The sequence below is a fragment of the Wolbachia endosymbiont (group A) of Bibio marci genome, from assembly GCF_947251645.1.
Classification (GTDB): domain Bacteria; phylum Pseudomonadota; class Alphaproteobacteria; order Rickettsiales; family Anaplasmataceae; genus Wolbachia.
In genome coordinates this window covers 216494-231463 of sequence record NZ_OX366364.1, presented here as the reverse complement: position 1 = coordinate 231463, position 14970 = coordinate 216494, and the positions used below count along the sequence as shown (strand labels likewise).

At 35.9% G+C, this 14970-nt stretch carries 11 protein-coding genes and 1 tRNA gene; 9 read left to right on the top strand and 3 right to left on the bottom strand.

Annotated features, from left to right (window positions below):
* The first annotated feature begins 66 nt into the window (after positions 1-66).
* The 4 genes from OPR48_RS01340 to OPR48_RS01325 all read left to right on the top strand — a co-directional run bounded on the left by OPR48_RS01340 (position 67) and on the right by OPR48_RS01325 (position 3204).
* Positions 67-594: a biotin transporter BioY gene (locus OPR48_RS01340; protein WP_265026254.1), complete on the top strand. Its 528-nt coding sequence runs from the start codon at positions 67-69 to the stop codon at positions 592-594.
* Positions 591-1001, top strand: coding sequence for a DUF1284 domain-containing protein (locus OPR48_RS01335; RefSeq protein ID WP_265026253.1), 411 nt, complete (start codon positions 591-593; stop codon positions 999-1001). Before OPR48_RS01340 ends, OPR48_RS01335 begins: the two co-directional genes overlap by 4 nt.
* 529 nt (positions 1002-1530) lie before the next feature.
* Positions 1531-1731, top strand: a complete 201-nt coding sequence (locus OPR48_RS01330; RefSeq protein WP_265025499.1) for a hypothetical protein — start codon at positions 1531-1533, stop codon at positions 1729-1731.
* A 597-nt stretch (positions 1732-2328) separates the two neighbouring features.
* Positions 2329-3204 (top strand): tetratricopeptide repeat protein, encoded by an 876-nt coding sequence (locus OPR48_RS01325; RefSeq protein WP_265026252.1) that lies wholly within the window; start codon positions 2329-2331, stop codon positions 3202-3204.
* 176 nt (positions 3205-3380) lie between these two features.
* On the opposite strand, the gene OPR48_RS01320 is transcribed toward OPR48_RS01325, so the two are convergent.
* A complete protein-coding gene (locus OPR48_RS01320) occupies positions 3381-3545 on the bottom strand; it encodes a hypothetical protein (RefSeq protein ID WP_265026251.1) in 165 nt (54 codons plus the stop codon).
* Positions 3546-3583: 38 nt separating this feature from the next.
* A complete protein-coding gene (locus tag OPR48_RS01315; RefSeq protein WP_265026250.1) occupies positions 3584-3907 on the bottom strand; it encodes a GIY-YIG nuclease family protein in 324 nt (107 codons plus the stop codon).
* 193 nt (positions 3908-4100) lie between these two features.
* Between OPR48_RS01315 and OPR48_RS01310 the strand changes: the two genes are divergently transcribed.
* The 3 genes from OPR48_RS01310 to petA all read left to right on the top strand — a co-directional run bounded on the left by OPR48_RS01310 (position 4101) and on the right by petA (position 7620).
* Positions 4101-4173, top strand: a tRNA-Val gene (locus OPR48_RS01310).
* A gap of 52 nt (positions 4174-4225) precedes the next feature.
* Positions 4226-6934, top strand: coding sequence for a DNA topoisomerase (ATP-hydrolyzing) subunit A (gyrA, locus tag OPR48_RS01305; protein ID WP_265026248.1), 2709 nt, complete (start codon positions 4226-4228; stop codon positions 6932-6934).
* An 86-nt stretch (positions 6935-7020) separates the two neighbouring features.
* Entirely contained in the window at positions 7021-7620 is a 600-nt protein-coding gene (petA, locus tag OPR48_RS01300) for a ubiquinol-cytochrome c reductase iron-sulfur subunit (protein WP_265026247.1), read from the top strand.
* A gap of 9 nt (positions 7621-7629) precedes the next feature.
* Here petA and priA read toward each other — a convergent pair whose 3' ends face one another.
* Complete coding sequence (gene priA / locus OPR48_RS01295; RefSeq protein WP_265026246.1) at positions 7630-9972, bottom strand: replication restart helicase PriA; 2343 nt, start codon at positions 9970-9972, stop codon at positions 7630-7632.
* A 134-nt stretch (positions 9973-10106) separates the two neighbouring features.
* On the opposite strand from priA, the gene OPR48_RS01290 reads away from it, so the two are divergent.
* Together OPR48_RS01290 and OPR48_RS01285 are read left to right on the top strand one after the other, a co-directional pair.
* Entirely contained in the window at positions 10107-11672 is a 1566-nt protein-coding gene (locus OPR48_RS01290; RefSeq protein ID WP_265026245.1) for a hypothetical protein, read from the top strand.
* A 442-nt stretch (positions 11673-12114) separates the two neighbouring features.
* Positions 12115-14910 carry an ankyrin repeat domain-containing protein gene (locus OPR48_RS01285; protein WP_265026244.1) on the top strand — a complete coding sequence of 932 codons (2796 nt, stop codon included), beginning with the start codon at positions 12115-12117 and terminating at the stop codon, positions 14908-14910.
* Positions 14911-14970 lie beyond the last annotated feature (60 nt).

The following is a 14970-nucleotide window of genomic DNA, read 5'->3' as shown; positions in this document are numbered from 1 at the left end:
GCAAAATTTAAATTGCAAAACCTCTTATATATATTACATTTTATAAGTTATTTTTATTGGGAAGGTATGTTTATAACACAATCTAGCAGTAGATCAACACTGGCTGAAATATTGTCTTGCGTTTTACTTTTATTCTTGATGGCTCAAATAAGCATACCATTGCAGCCTGTGCCTATCACATTGCAAACTTTAGGAGTAATGCTTATTGGGCTTAAATTTAACCGCAGAACAGCATTCTATTCTGTGCTTACATATCTATCACTTGGTGCAGCAGGATTGCCTGTTCTTGCGAATTTTTCTGGTGGTTATCACATTTTTCTCAGACCAACAGGTGGATATTTAATTGGCTGTTTAGCTGCTGTCATAGTGATGGGCGAAGTAAATGAACTCTTAAGCCTTAAATGTGAATTACTCGCGCGCAATTCTTTTAGTTGTATAGTTGGCACAGCTATGATTTTTATATGTGGTACCAGTTGGCTTGCTGTTTACTTGGGTCTGGAACAAGCAATAATGGTGGGTGTTTTACCATTTATCCTTCCTGGTTTGGTAAAAATTTTTCTACTTGTAGCAGCTTTGCAATATTTGAAAAAATGATAAAATTTCGCCCTCATCATTTTATGTGCACCCTCGCGTTTCGGGGATATGGGTATTCTCAGGGTTTTGTAGAAAATTATAAAAAGATAGCAAGCAAAGTAATTAGTGATCCTAACACTCAAATCGAAGTAGTTGGTAACCTTGATAGTATCTGTAGTGCTTGTCCAAATCAGACTAAACAAGGTGAATGCACCACACAAGCTAAAGTTTTACAGCTAGATAGAAGGCATATGGAAATTTTAGGAATAAAAATTGGCGAGGCTTTAACTTGGAATGAGGCAGTAAAAAAGATTAGAGAGAAAATGTCTTTAAAGAAATTTGATTACGCATGTGAAGGGTGCAACTGGCAGCCATATGGAATATGTAAAGATGCCCTTTTAAATTGTCATTCCTACAAAGGTAGTTGACAAAATGTTAAGATAAATTGAAGCATTTTTGTGGAAATAGACTTCTTGCATCACCTCCCAAACCACAATTGTCATTCAGTAGAAACGAAAAAACTTCCTTGACAAGCCTTGCCAGCCCTCTTATCATGAAACTGAAGCTATTGTATTTGCTTTCGCCAATCTGCAGATTAAAAGGTAAGGATTACTTAATGTATCGGCGTCTTATGTTCAATTTTTTGCAGTATATAGATACTGTATGTCTTTACAAAACTTCATCTACATCTAGATTTTTATCTAAATAAGCTGAACGCGCTTATAAAGCGTTACAAGACATCAAAAAATGCCAATACTCGACAGAGATAGTAAAGGACTAGCTAACTCGGGGATTCTTTGTCTTTTTTTCTGCTTAGTAAATTTCTTAAACATTTGCAGCGTAGGTTAGTTGCAATTAAAAGCGGCTGAATCTCGCTTGTCAAGCGTTTAAAACATAAAAAACGCCAATATTTTAAAGCGGATAATAACCCCAGGGCTTCTTTTGCCTTTTTTTTATTTGGTAAATTTCTTAATGTTTATAGCTAAAAGAGCCCAAGAGAGGTGTCATTCCAGTGCCCCTGTGATGTCATTCCAGTGCTTGACACTGGAATCCAGTTTTCCATATAATCTCATCGAAAACGTTGTAACCACTTTCTATGCTAGTTTGCTTGTAAACAAGCAAACTTTCCTGGATCCCAGTGTCTGGGCACTGGGATGACACCATTCTTTTTCCTGGATTCCAAACTGGGATGACAGCTAGCCTGACAATCGTCATTCCGCTACGTGTTAGCGGGATCTAGAGATACCGCGGCGGTATGACGGTTTGTGGTGGAATGACGATAAGCTCGTCATCCCGCTGCTTGTTAGCGGGATCTAGAGATACCGCGGCGGTATGACGGTTCGTGGCGGTATGACGTCTCGCTTGGGCTAACCCAGTGTTGACGCTTATAGCCTTGTCATTCCAGTCTGGAATCTAGATGCAGCCACTTATTTAAAGTTAAGTTTTCTGGATCCAAGTAGTCAGCTACTTAGATAACAGGAAGAAGGTGCTGGGATGACAGGAGAAGAAGGCTACTTAGATGGCAGGGAGGGGCTACTTGAATGACGGTTCTTATCATCGGTAAACTTAGAGCTATATTAACTATTTGCCTTTTTTCTACTTAAGTTTGGGTTATGCAAGAAGTCTAATAAAGCAAAATATAGAAGACAAAAGATAAGTGCGTTCTAAAAGGCAACACAGCATGTTCGTCCCGCTAATTAATAATATCTTTATTATTGTATGAGATAGGTAATTTAGCATTTATAAATTTGTAATGTGTTGCGCATAGCTCAAAAAAATAAGGTTTACTGGTTACACGCTGCAGCCAATGCCACAACACTAGGATCTATGTTTGTCTGCATGTTAATTTGCATTGTGATTTTATGTAGGTCTTCTGTTACCTATGCTAGTGAAAATTTGGAGATACAGAAGGCCTTTGATAGTGTTGTCAAGCATATAAAAGCTGATAAAAAATATAAAGATCTTGATGTTATTGAGAGAAAAAGTGATAAATTTAATATCAAAATTGCGCAGAATTCTGGCAAGAGTTTTGACATATACTCTACTTTAAAAAAAGCAAAAGATTCTTTTGAGTTAGGAGATAATGAGATAGCTATTTCTCTCCTTAATCAGACTATCGCAAAGTTTCCTTATCATAAAAATGCTTTAATTGGATTGGGGAACATTTATTACGTTAATAAAGAATACAAAAAAGCTGTAGAGATTTACACAAGACTGTTAAAAGAACACCCTAGTAACCCTTACATATTAAAAAATTTTCTGACGATAATCTCACAACATGATCCTGATCTGGCGTTGAGTGAAATGTTAAAATTGTATGATATACATAAAAATTATGCTCCTTTATTAGCAAATTTAGGTCTGATTTATATGAAAAAGGAGGATTATGTAAAAGGTAAGGAGTATATGATAACTGCTATTTCCCTTGATGAAAACAATATTTTTTATACCTATAATTTAGCTGTTATTCTAGATAAACTTTCAGATTTTAAAAATGCTACAATATTCTACTTAAAGTTGTTGAACATGGCTACAACTTCGAAAGATGTGAGTGAAAAAATACCTTTATACAAAGTGACAGCAAGACTAAAATTTATAAAACTCCACAGTATGCACCCAAAGATTTCATAAAAGCTTATAGCTTACCTAAATCTAATTTATCGTATCTGTTCAGGGGAGTGGCTAATGTGCAAATATTGAAGCAAAGTGCGTGACGCACAGCTGTACGAACATTTGTTTGCAAAGGTAATTTGCACAACAAATGCATAACTGTACGAACATTGTGATTTTGGCCCATCAGGAGGGTGTCATCCCAGTGCTTGACACTGGGATCCAGGAATTTTAATTGTAAGTAAGCATACTGAGTTGATAAGTATAAAAGTAGCTAGAAAATAAACATTTTTGATGAGATTATATGGAAAACTGGATTCCAGACTGGAATGACAAGAAGAGGGTACTTGAATAAGAGGCATTGCCCTTCTGGTAGGCCCAAATCACAATGTTCGTACAGTTATGCAACAAATGGTGTCATTCCAGTCTGGAATCCAGATACGATTTCATCATATAAATCTTTCCATTCTTGATTTGTTTTTTCAATTAAGTTTATTTTCCATTTTCTCTGCCAGCTTTTTAGAAGCTTTTCTTTACTAATTGCTAAATTTATGTCTTGAAACTCCTCAGAGTAGACTAATTTACTAACATTGTACTTTGACGTGAAACCGGAAATGGCTTTGCTTTTATGCTCCCAAATTCGTTTAATTAAATTTGATGTTATACCTATATACAGGGTTCCATTTCGTTCACTTGCAAGTATATAGACATAATAACTTTTCATATATAGTAACCTGGATCCCAGTGTCTGGGCACTGGGATGACACCATTTATTGTAAGGACTTACCTCACATTTACCCTATGATTACCTTTTTAGATCACCTTGTCTACCTATTTTGCCACTCTGCTGAACGGATACAATTTATCGCTATTTTTGTTTACAATAATAATATTGAACTATAGAATTACATCTAAAGGGGCAATTAGCTCAGCTGGTAGAGCATCTCGTTTACACCGAGGAGGTCGGCAGTTCAAGTCTGTCATTGCCCATTTGCTTAACTAAATGTTAGTATTATTAATTACTTCGATCAAAGTATAGAAAATGCAGGATAATATAGTACCAATCTCAATAGTAAAAGAGCTGGAAGATTCTTATCTCTCCTACGCAATGAGCGTTATCATAAGCCGGGCTATACCTGACGTGCGAGATGGATTTAAACCTGTTCATAGGCGCATATTATATGCAATGTCGAGAGCTGGATTCGATGCCGGTAAGCCATATAAAAAAGCAGCTCGTATAGTAGGGGATGTAATGGGGAAATATCACCCACATGGTGATGCAGCTATTTACGATTCCTTGGTTAGAATGGCTCAAGATTTCTCTCTTCTTTTACCACTTATTGATGGGCAAGGTAACTTTGGTTCAATAGACGGAGATCCACCAGCTTCAATGCGATACACAGAAGCAAGGCTTCAGAAGGTGTCACACTTTTTACTAAATGATATTGACGAAGATACTGTTAATTTTAGGCCAAACTACGATGGAAATGAAACAGAGCCTGTTGTGCTGCCTGCAGAGTTTCCGAATCTACTGGTAAACGGTGCAAGTGGTGTTGCAGTTGGTATGGCAACCAATATTCCTTCTCATAATCTTGGAGAAATAATAGATGCTTGTATATTATATGTAGATAATCCTGAAGTTACTTTGGATGAGTTACTTGAAGTGATGCCAGGGCCGGATTTCCCAACTGGGGGAACGATTCTTGGAAGGTCTGGAATAAGATCAGCATTTGCAACGGGTCGTGGATCAATTGTTGTGCAAGGCAAGACTCACATGGAAGACCTGCCACAAGATAGGCAAGCAATAGTGATTGATGAAATACCTTACCAGGTAAATAAAGTAAAATTAATTGAGAAGATAGGTGAACTTGTAAAAGAAAAAAGAATTGATGGCATAACAGAAATTAGGGATGAGTCCGATAAGTCTGGTATTAGAGTAGTAATTGACCTCAGAAGAAATGCTGAAGCAAGTTTTATACTTAATCAAATATTGGGACTAACTCCACTAAAAAGTAGTTTTAGTGTTAACACTTTAGTCCTCAACAACAACAAGCCTGCTTTGATGTCATTAAAAGAAATCATAGCTGCTTTTGTTGATTTTAGAAAAGAAGTATTAATCAGGAGAACAGAATTTCGTCTAAGAAAAACGAGAGAAAAAGCTCATATATATATAGGGCTCTACATTGCGGTCCTCAGCATAGATGAAGTGATAAAAATCATCCGCGGTGCAAAAGATCCTGCGGAAGCAAGTAGAGAACTTTTAAATAAAGAATGGAAAACTTCGAATGAAATCAACACTATTATTGAGTTGATTTCAGATAGCGCAAGCTTTTTGAAAGATGGAGTGTATAGATTAACTGAGCTACAAATTAAGGCTATCCTTGATATGAAACTGCAGCGTTTAACAGGCCTTGAAAAAGACAAATTAGAAGCTGAGCTAAGTTCAATGATCAACCTGATAAAAGAATATATCGCTTTTCTTGGCTCAGAAGAGAAGTTGATGAAGGAAATAAAAAACAATTTACAAGAAATAAAGAACAGATTTGCTGTGCCGCGAAAAACTTCAATAGAGGAATCAGATACGGACATTGAAGCTGAAGATCTAATTCCACAAGAGGATATGGTGATAACCGTAACTATGAATGGTTATGTCAAGCGTGTGAAGCTTTCTCACTACAAAACTCAGCATCGTGGTGGAAAAGGAAAGCTAGGACAGGGGTTAAAAGAAGAGGATGTGATCACAAAATTATTTGTTGAAAATACCCACACTAGCCTTTTATTCTTTTCTAATATTGGCCGAGTTTATAGATTAAAGGTTTATAAGTTGCCTCTTGCAGAACCAACTGCACGTGGAAGAGCGCTTGTTAACATATTTCCGCTTAGCGATGGTGAAACTATAACTAATATAATGCCGTTGCCAAGTGAAAATGACGAAAATCAAAACATAGTTTTTGCTACTGCCTATGGAAACATAAGGCGTAACTCTTTAGCGGACTTTCACTATATTCCAAGCAATGGAAAAATAGCAATAAAGCTCGATGAAGGAGACAAATTAATATCGGTTAAAGTATGCAATGAAATTGATCATGTTTTACTTTCAACAACGCTTGGAAAAAGTATCAGATTTGTTGTAAGTGATGTGCGTCAATTTAAGAGTCGCAATTCAGATGGCGTAAGAGGTATCAAACTTGTAAAGAATGACAGCGTGATATCCATGACCATATTAAATGGGATAGGTGTAGCAACAGAAACAAAAGAACTTTACTTAAAAGTTCCACTTGCAAAAAGACTGGGGACTGCAATTAATAACTCCATTGATTCTAAATTGGAAAAGACTTTGAATGATTTAGGAATAGATAACGAATTATTCTTAAAACTTGCAGTGAATGAGGAGTTTATATTAACTATTACCGAAAATGGCTTTGGTAAAAGAACTTCTGCATATGAGTACAGAATAACTAACAGGGGTGGTGTTGGTATCACCAATATTCTTACTACCAACAGAAACGGTAATGTTGTTGCTAGTTTTCCGGTTGAGCAGGGTGATAATATAATGCTTATTACAGATAAAGGAAAGTTAATTCGCATTTCGGTCAATGAGATTAGAATTGCAGGACGCAGCACTCAAGGAGTCACTCTGTTTAAAACAGAGAGTAGAGAAAAAGTGGTGTCAGTAGCGAAAATTGAAGATCCTGATTCCACTGAAGATAGTATTTTTGAAGTTGAAAACTCTATCTCTTCTCAACCGTAGTACAGGTTAAACAAAAAGCGCAAGTTTTTGTTGATTAATACGCAGTATTTAAATTAAAATATATACTTATGGCTAAGTAAAGATCAATGGACAAAAAATTAACTAAAAATAAAAAACCACTGGTAGACAAAGAGGATAAAAAAACACCTCCTGTTAAAGATCTTACTAAAAATAAGGGTAGGAGAGATTTTATAACATTAACTACATGCGCTATGGCGGGTATAGGAGCTGCAAGTGGACTTTGGCCACTGGTTAAGTCTATGAATCCTTCTGCTGAAGTTCTAGCAACTTCCACAGAGGAGGTGAATTTGTCTGGAATTCAGGAAGGACACGGAGTAAAAATAAAGTGGCAAGGTAAACCAGTATTCATTCGTAGACGCACAAAGCAAGAAATTGAGGTTGCAAGAGCTGTGAATGTGAAGAACCTGAGGGATCCTCAGTCAGACGAGCAAAGAGTATGCGAAGGAAAAGATGAATGGTTAATCATGATCGGAATATGTACACATCTTGGGTGTGTACCGGTTGACCATGCTACAAGAGATGGTAATGGTTGGTTCTGTCCTTGCCACGGTTCATATTATGATACATCAGGCCGAGTAATTGGGGGGCCCGCACCAAAAAATATGACTGTACCTGATTATTTTTTTCCCAGTGAGAATGTTGTGGTAATTGGCAAGAAGGCTTAACGGAACTCGTTAAAAAAAACTCACAGGATCAACATCTATTATCACTGCAATACTCGAATTCAAGTTACAATTTTTAATCCAACATTTCAGCTTTTTTTGTATGGATAGACTGTGCTTATTGTGTATTTTTAATAATACCCTATACCGATACTTATTATTTAAAAAATTTATCGCTGCTGGTGATGGGCCAAGAATTTCAAATTCCTTTTTGTCTGCACCTACATTTTCTTCCTGGATACAAGTAGTTGAGCTACTTGGATGACGGAGAAGAGATTTTACTATTTCATTCGCTGCTTTTTGTGTCGCAATCTGATTCTTACCACAAATTATAAGCGCTATTAATCTGCTAAATGGTGGCATTTTGGCTTCACGTCTTGACTTAAGTTCAATTTCATAAAATGAGTCCCTTTTTTGATGCAGCAATGCTTTTATTATTGAACTTTCAGGGTTATTGGTTTGCACTATTACCATTCCTTTTTCATTAAACCTTCCTGATCTGCCTGCAACTTGGTGTAATAATTGATACGTCTTTTCCGCTGCTCTTAAATCAGAATTTTCGAGACTCAAATCTGCATTTATTACTCCAACCAAAGTTAATTTGGGAAAATTGTGCCCCTTAGCAATTATTTGTGTGCCGATTATAATGTTCACCTCTTCTTTCAGTACCAAGTCAATTACGTTACTAACCGATTTCTGATCGCTGCTTATCATCGCAGTTTTTGCGTTTGGTATTAATTTCACCATTTCTTCAAGTAACCTTTCAATTCCTATGCCGTAGAGGGACAATGGCTGTTCACTTTGGCAATTAGAGCATTTTTCTGGAAGTTTCAATTGATAAGAGCAATGATGGCACAAAAGAGCATTTTTTTTCTTGTGATATGTAAGCCAAACAGCACAATTTAAGCAGGAAATTTTATATCCACACTTTTTACAAACTGCCAGTTGTGCATACCCTCTGCGGTTTAGAAAAAGCATAACCTGCTGTTTTTTCTCTATGGTTTGTTTTATGCTTTCAAAAAGCTCATCGGAGATCCATTGCTTGTTGCTTCTCATATCCACTACTTTAATGAGTGGCAATTCTGCACCACCGAATCGCTTAGTTAGCTTTACATGATTGTAATTCCCGCTTTTAACATGATGAATTGTTTCAAGCAGTGGAGTAGCTGATGATAAAATAATCGGAATATTTTCAAATTTGGCTAAGATTATCGCCATATCTCGAGCATTATATATAATTCCCTGTTCTTGTTTAAAAGATGAGTCGTGCTCTTCATCAACGATAATCAATTTTAGGTTTTTATAAGGCAAAAAAAGTGCTGATCGTGCACCAATAATTATCTGCGCATTTCCATTTGCTATATTAAGCCAATTATTCCGGCGAGTTTTTGGAGTGAGTCCTGAGTGCCATTCAACTAAGTTTTTTGATATCTGACCGCGAACACGATTTACCAATTGTGAAGTTAAAACAATTTCAGGTAGGAGGATTAAAACTTGTGCATTACCTTCTCCTGATGTCATTTCAACACGTTCTGGTGTCATACTAGTACGTGGCAAAGACGGTATGCTAAATGTTACAGTGGGTTTTGCCTTGAGTACAAAGGTGTCATTCCAGTGCTTGACACTGGAATCCAGGAATTTTGATTGTAAATTAGGTATTGGTCTTAAGTTAAAATAAACATTTGTAATGAGGTTATATGAAAAACTGGATCCCAGTGTCAGGCTACTCGGATGACACCCTCTTGGTGGACCTAAATCACAATGTTCGTACAGTTGTGTCTCTGGGCACTGGGATGGTAAAGTTTGAGCAGCATTTGGAACGGCAGTGTAATTCTTAATCAATTGTGCAATCACAGAGAGATAAACTTCCGTTTTTCCAGATCCTGTCTCGCCGTCAAGCAAAGTCACTGAATACTTATTTAGATTACTTATTATTCTACTACTTGCTTCTTGCTGTTCAGGGCTCAATTGGCAACTTATTTCACTTATTTCCTGCTTCTGCTTAGCACAAACTAATTTATCTATGTGATTTACTTTTAACACTCCTCCCATTATCACTTTGGCAAGCATACCAATAGGTATTAAGTTATACTGCGCAACCCACTCTGCAAATGCGATCAATTTTGGTCTAATATTTGGTAAATCGATTTTTTGCTCAATAAATTTTAATTCTCGGTTACTTTTATCACTGTATTTCCAAACTATTCCGATTAAGCGTTTTTTGCCGAATGGCACCACTACGTAATCTCCAAGTAAAATCTCAGTATTTTCCTCAATTGCATATGAAAATAACTGATCAATTGGAAGTGGTAGTAATACGTCAACTGTTCTTGCCATAGTGATTGAGTTTAGCATTGTTTTAAGGATTTGTTTGCTTGATTTTTGTGGGTTAAACTGGTATTATGTAAGTTTATTTGGCTAGGATGGTGAATATGCAAGAGGCTCATATACAGAAACTAATAGAATTTTCTGAACTTCATAAGAACTTTATGCAGAACAGAAGACCAAGCGAGTCGGGAAAACAATTATTTGAGATAAGTGAGGAATTTAAAAGGGAACACCCTGAAATTAGATTGAATGTACGCAGTAATGTGATTGATAAGAGAACTTTTGCTTCACACGGTACCAATGCTTGGGCACTTTTTTCAGCATTTACTTTTACAAATGGCCAATTACTACCAAAAAATGAAATGAAAGTAAGGGGAATACCTGTTGTTGCAGGTGAGTTAATATTTGAGAAAGTGAGAAACAAGGCTAACGGACATTACCTCTACCCAAATACGGTGAGTCAAAATAGTGTGTCAACAGTTGGGCTTAATAATGAAAGTTCGCATTTGCTTGCCGCACTTAATTATGCAGATAAGGCAATACAACACCATAGGGATGGTTATGATAACTTTAGGGAGAGATACCTAAAAAAATATCAGAAAAGTAGTGTAGATAAAAGCATTGTAGAAAAAGCAACAGCACTTTTAAATGACAAGAACATGCAAGAAGCATATGAAAGATTATCTACTATTCGAGTGGTTGTTTTAGGCAATAGAATTGGAGGATCGGTGATAGATTCTAGTATAGATAATGAATACGGATGTGAAAGATTTAACATTAGAGTTATTATAGTGGATGAAGAAGACAAAGAGTATATCAGAAATTTGATTAATAAAATCAATCCAAAAATAGCTGAAGGTATAATGTATCTAGATACCGAAGAGGTTGGAGAGCTTGAGGATAAGCGTATTAATAAAGCACCTAATAAGCGCTTTGGCCGAGAGATCTTTCTAGGTGGAAAGCATATTTTTCTTCCAATTGCTTTTAAAGATAGTTTTGTGGACGATTTTGCAGAAACATTCAAAGATAAATTAACTTTTAGTTTTTCTGATCAGTTTAATGTGTGCAAAATAGAAAAGAAAAAGCTAGTAAAAAGAACGATAAAAGGTAGACCCGAAATATCTAATGCCACTATAACTTACTATCAAAATCCAGATCTAACTTCAGAAACAATAATTGATGATGTAGATTACAGTGTAGTGTTTACCGAATCATTTCAATCAAAAGTGGGTAGCAATGTGGCTATTAACTGTGATAATGAGCAAATTTTAGAACAACCGACTGCAAGCAATGTCACTACACAACCATTTACCCCAACTTCTGCACAACAGAAGCAACCAGTAAATGGTGGCCTACAAACGGTTACAGGCAGTGCAGCTCCATTGCAACAAACACCTGTCAGTAATGGAACTAACAATAATTTTCAGCAGAAAAAGCAAATTAATCAGCCACCTATAGTAGGCAACCCAAAACGTAATTCTCCACAAAAACAGCCTTTAGGAATTTCTGCAAGAGGATGGACAATAGGTTTAGCATTATTATTTAGTGCTGTAGGAGCTACATTAGTTGCAATAGGAATTATACCTGAGATTATTGCTATTGGAGTAATTGCAACTGCTGTATTATCAGGAATTGTAGGTGCTGCAGTGGGTGGTGCAGTAGGATACCTTACGGACATAGCAGTAAACAAATGTTGTAATAGTGAAGCTGTTATGAAAGCTGCGTAACTAACAACTAATGTCGTTCGAATAGCCAATCTAAACATGTTTTTTCTGGGTTCTAGTATTGTGTGCACAACTGCATGAACATTGCGATTTGAGAGCAACTTTCACTAGGAAGGGTGTCATAGGCACTGGCATCCAGGTTGTGAGCAAGCAAACTGATTTGGTGAGCGTAAAAAGTAGCTAATCTGTACTAAATAAATGTCTTTGATGAGGTTGCATAGAAAGCTGGATTCCAGCGTCACGCGCTGGAATGACACCATTTGCTGTGTGAATTACCTTAACAAAAGCAAATGTTCATACAGTTGTACATTATGCACTGAAATGACAGATTGCAATTACCTTACCTAGGTGCACAAAAAAATCTTAACATTTAACACATTTTTCATAGTACAGACCGTATGATTGATAAATATTAAAATAATTAATACAATATTTGGAGCTACCAATGGTCAACGATAAGATTACTTTGAACTTTGAGATAGAAAAAGGCGAACCTATAGATCGATACTACTTTTCTGCACGTATAAAGCTTACAGATGAAAGCAAAAATCTTTTGCGTGAGAAACTTGGCAGTACAATTCAATTCGATAATCTAGATGATCACTTCAATCTTAACCATGAGAATTTTTATATCTACTACAATAAATATAGTGAGCACAATGGTAGAAGCGAGCTATACGTTAGGGATGATAACGGTAGATATTTAACTTCCAATCTTCCACTTAATCACTATGGATTCTCAATGGAACTATCATCTGATGGGGCGTCAATAGCAGATCATGGTTTTTATCCTCTGTATGCAATCTATAACCCAAATCACTATGATAAAGCAAAGGAAAAAGTATTTGATGATCACGGTGAATTGTCACCAATTGCATCAAATGTGTTAGATAATTTTTTAAGCAACACAAATAGCTTAACCACACAAGAGATGTTTTTACAGTTGCAAAATAAAGCTACTGAAAAAGAGGAGAAATTGATAAGAGAGAAAAGACAAGCAGAGGAAGAATTAGATCAAAAGAATGAGGAATTAAAGGAGTTCATAGAAAAAGGTGAAATTACCTTGTTTAAAGTGGTAAAAGGTAATGACGTAGGTAACGGGCGTTCAGCAGTAGTTTTACAGTTTACTGCAGAAGGTAAGGGGACAAATGAAATTACCCTTGATTCCGAAAAATTCTATATAGCAGATTATGAAGATAGTGAATTCTTGCATTGTGTTAGTTCTGATTATGACATGCTACTTGATTATGAAAATTTATTCTTTGTGCTCAATAAAAGCTTCTACTCAGACTTTGAAAGTGGGTTTTATTCAGCAGACAGCACTGATCCCTATAATTACGCTAAATATTCAAAAGAACCATATTTGAGTGGTGATCAGCTATCTGAAAAATTATCTAATGAGTTGGAGGAAGATAGTAATCAGATAGGTACTGAATTTACAATTGATGATGAACAAATAGACGAAGAAGTTGTGGTAGGAAATGAAATTAAATCTAGGAAGAAAAGGGTAGTTGATGAGGATAGTAAGAAAAACGTTATAGAAGATGTAAATAAGGCAGATGAAAACGGTGCAACACTTTTGCACTCTGCTGCTTCATTGGGAGATTTAAGTAAGATAGTAACGCTTATAGAACACAATGCGTATATTGATGCAAGAGACCATAACGGACAAACGCCACTACATTATGCTATTCAGTCAGGAAATACGGAAGTAGCAAAATACCTTATTGATAATGGTGCGAACCTTAATATTCAGGACAATTATTATCAGAAAACTAATACTCAATATGTTTATTACAAAACACCTTTACACTATGCTGTTGAATCTGGAGATACAGAGATAGCTAAATACTTAGTAGATCATGGTGCAAATCCTAATATTCAGGATGCTTATTCCAGAACGCCACTACAAAGTGCTATTTATTCAGATAATACAGAAATAGTGGAATATCTGTTAGATCATAATGCAGATCCTAATAGTAAAGGTTATACTCCTCTATTGTTTACTGCTGTTAAGCTAGGACATACAGAAATAGTTAAGAATTTAGTTGAACATGGTGCAGATCTTAATGTCAAAAACACCTCTGCTCAAACACTACTACATTATGCTATTGAACTAAAACATACAGAGATAGCTAAATACTTAATAGATCACAATGTAGACATTAATACTCGTGATATTAGCTCTGGCAAACCTCCACTACATTTTGCCATGAGCATAAAAAATACAGAGGTAGCAAATTACCTAATAGAGCATGGTGCAGATGTTAATGTTAAAGATAGTTACGGTTTAGCACCTTTACACTTTGCTGTTAATTTAGGAAATCAAGAGATATTAGAATATTTAATAAAGAATAATGCAAATATTGATGTTCGAGATAGTGAAGGCTGGACACCACTTATTCATGCAGTAAGGCATGGGCAATTGGACAAAGTAAAGTACCTGATAAAGAATGGAGCTGATGTTGATATTCATGGTAATGAAGGATGGACGCTATTTGAGCATGCTGAACAATGGATAGATGATAGAAGAATATTAAAGGATGTAATCAATAGTGATAGAAAATATGCAGATGCTGCAAGTTGGGAAAAGACTGGAAAAGATATGCTTGATTACCTTAAGGGAGTCACAAAAAATACTATACAGGAAGAAGAATCTAACTATATAGATCAAATGCAAGCGGATGATAGCAGCAGTTATGTTGAAGATCAACCAGCTTCGCAAAGCAATCGTGACGGTTATGCTGACATGGAAAAAGCCCTGCAGGAGAAATTGCATGGAGATGAAATACGCAAGCAAAGTAATGAGAAAGCTCAAAAAGATATGGAAACAAGAAAAGTCACTGTGGAAACTGAAAGTAGCAATAATAAAATTGAAAAACAAGCAAAACCAATAGAAGACGAACAAGAAACTGTTATGGCAAGTGTGATAGAAAATATGGATAAAAATTCTGATATTGAAGCAGAAATTTCTAACAGTGTTGCAAATTCACAATATCCCTTAAAAATAAGGACAGGAAGTCCTCTTGAAGTGGGAAAGTATAAGGTGGAGCTGCAAGTGATATATGATGATATAAAGAATTTTTATGATACCGTACGTGGCAAGTACCATGACGGCAGTGGATATAACCGTGAGCAAGTAATGGTTGTTGCTAATGATCACCTATTTATCAAGGGTCAGGATTTTGGAACTCTACATGATTTCAATGAGATGTTCTATAAAAGTGATGAATTGATTTGATCAATATTAGCGCAATAAATTAATTTTAGTGAGATTTTTATTAAAATATTAATTGTCCAA

Excerpts from the sequence above, each read along its gene's own strand:
- gyrA (WP_265026248.1), top strand. The coding sequence starts at position 4,226 with ATGCAGGATAATATAGTACCAATCTCAATAGTAAAAGAGCTGGAAGAT.
- OPR48_RS01340 (WP_265026254.1), top strand. The coding sequence starts at position 67 with ATGTTTATAACACAATCTAGCAGTAGATCAACACTGGCTGAAATATTG.
- OPR48_RS01335 (WP_265026253.1), top strand. The coding sequence starts at position 591 with ATGATAAAATTTCGCCCTCATCATTTTATGTGCACCCTCGCGTTTCGG.
- priA (WP_265026246.1), bottom strand. The coding sequence starts at position 9,972 with ATGCTAAACTCAATCACTATGGCAAGAACAGTTGACGTATTACTACCA.
- OPR48_RS01285 (WP_265026244.1), top strand. The coding sequence starts at position 12,115 with ATGGTCAACGATAAGATTACTTTGAACTTTGAGATAGAAAAAGGCGAA.
- OPR48_RS01290 (WP_265026245.1), top strand. The coding sequence starts at position 10,107 with ATGCAGAACAGAAGACCAAGCGAGTCGGGAAAACAATTATTTGAGATA.
- petA (WP_265026247.1), top strand. The coding sequence starts at position 7,021 with ATGGACAAAAAATTAACTAAAAATAAAAAACCACTGGTAGACAAAGAG.
- OPR48_RS01320 (WP_265026251.1), bottom strand. The coding sequence starts at position 3,545 with ATGCCTCTTATTCAAGTACCCTCTTCTTGTCATTCCAGTCTGGAATCC.
- OPR48_RS01315 (WP_265026250.1), bottom strand. The coding sequence starts at position 3,907 with ATGAAAAGTTATTATGTCTATATACTTGCAAGTGAACGAAATGGAACC.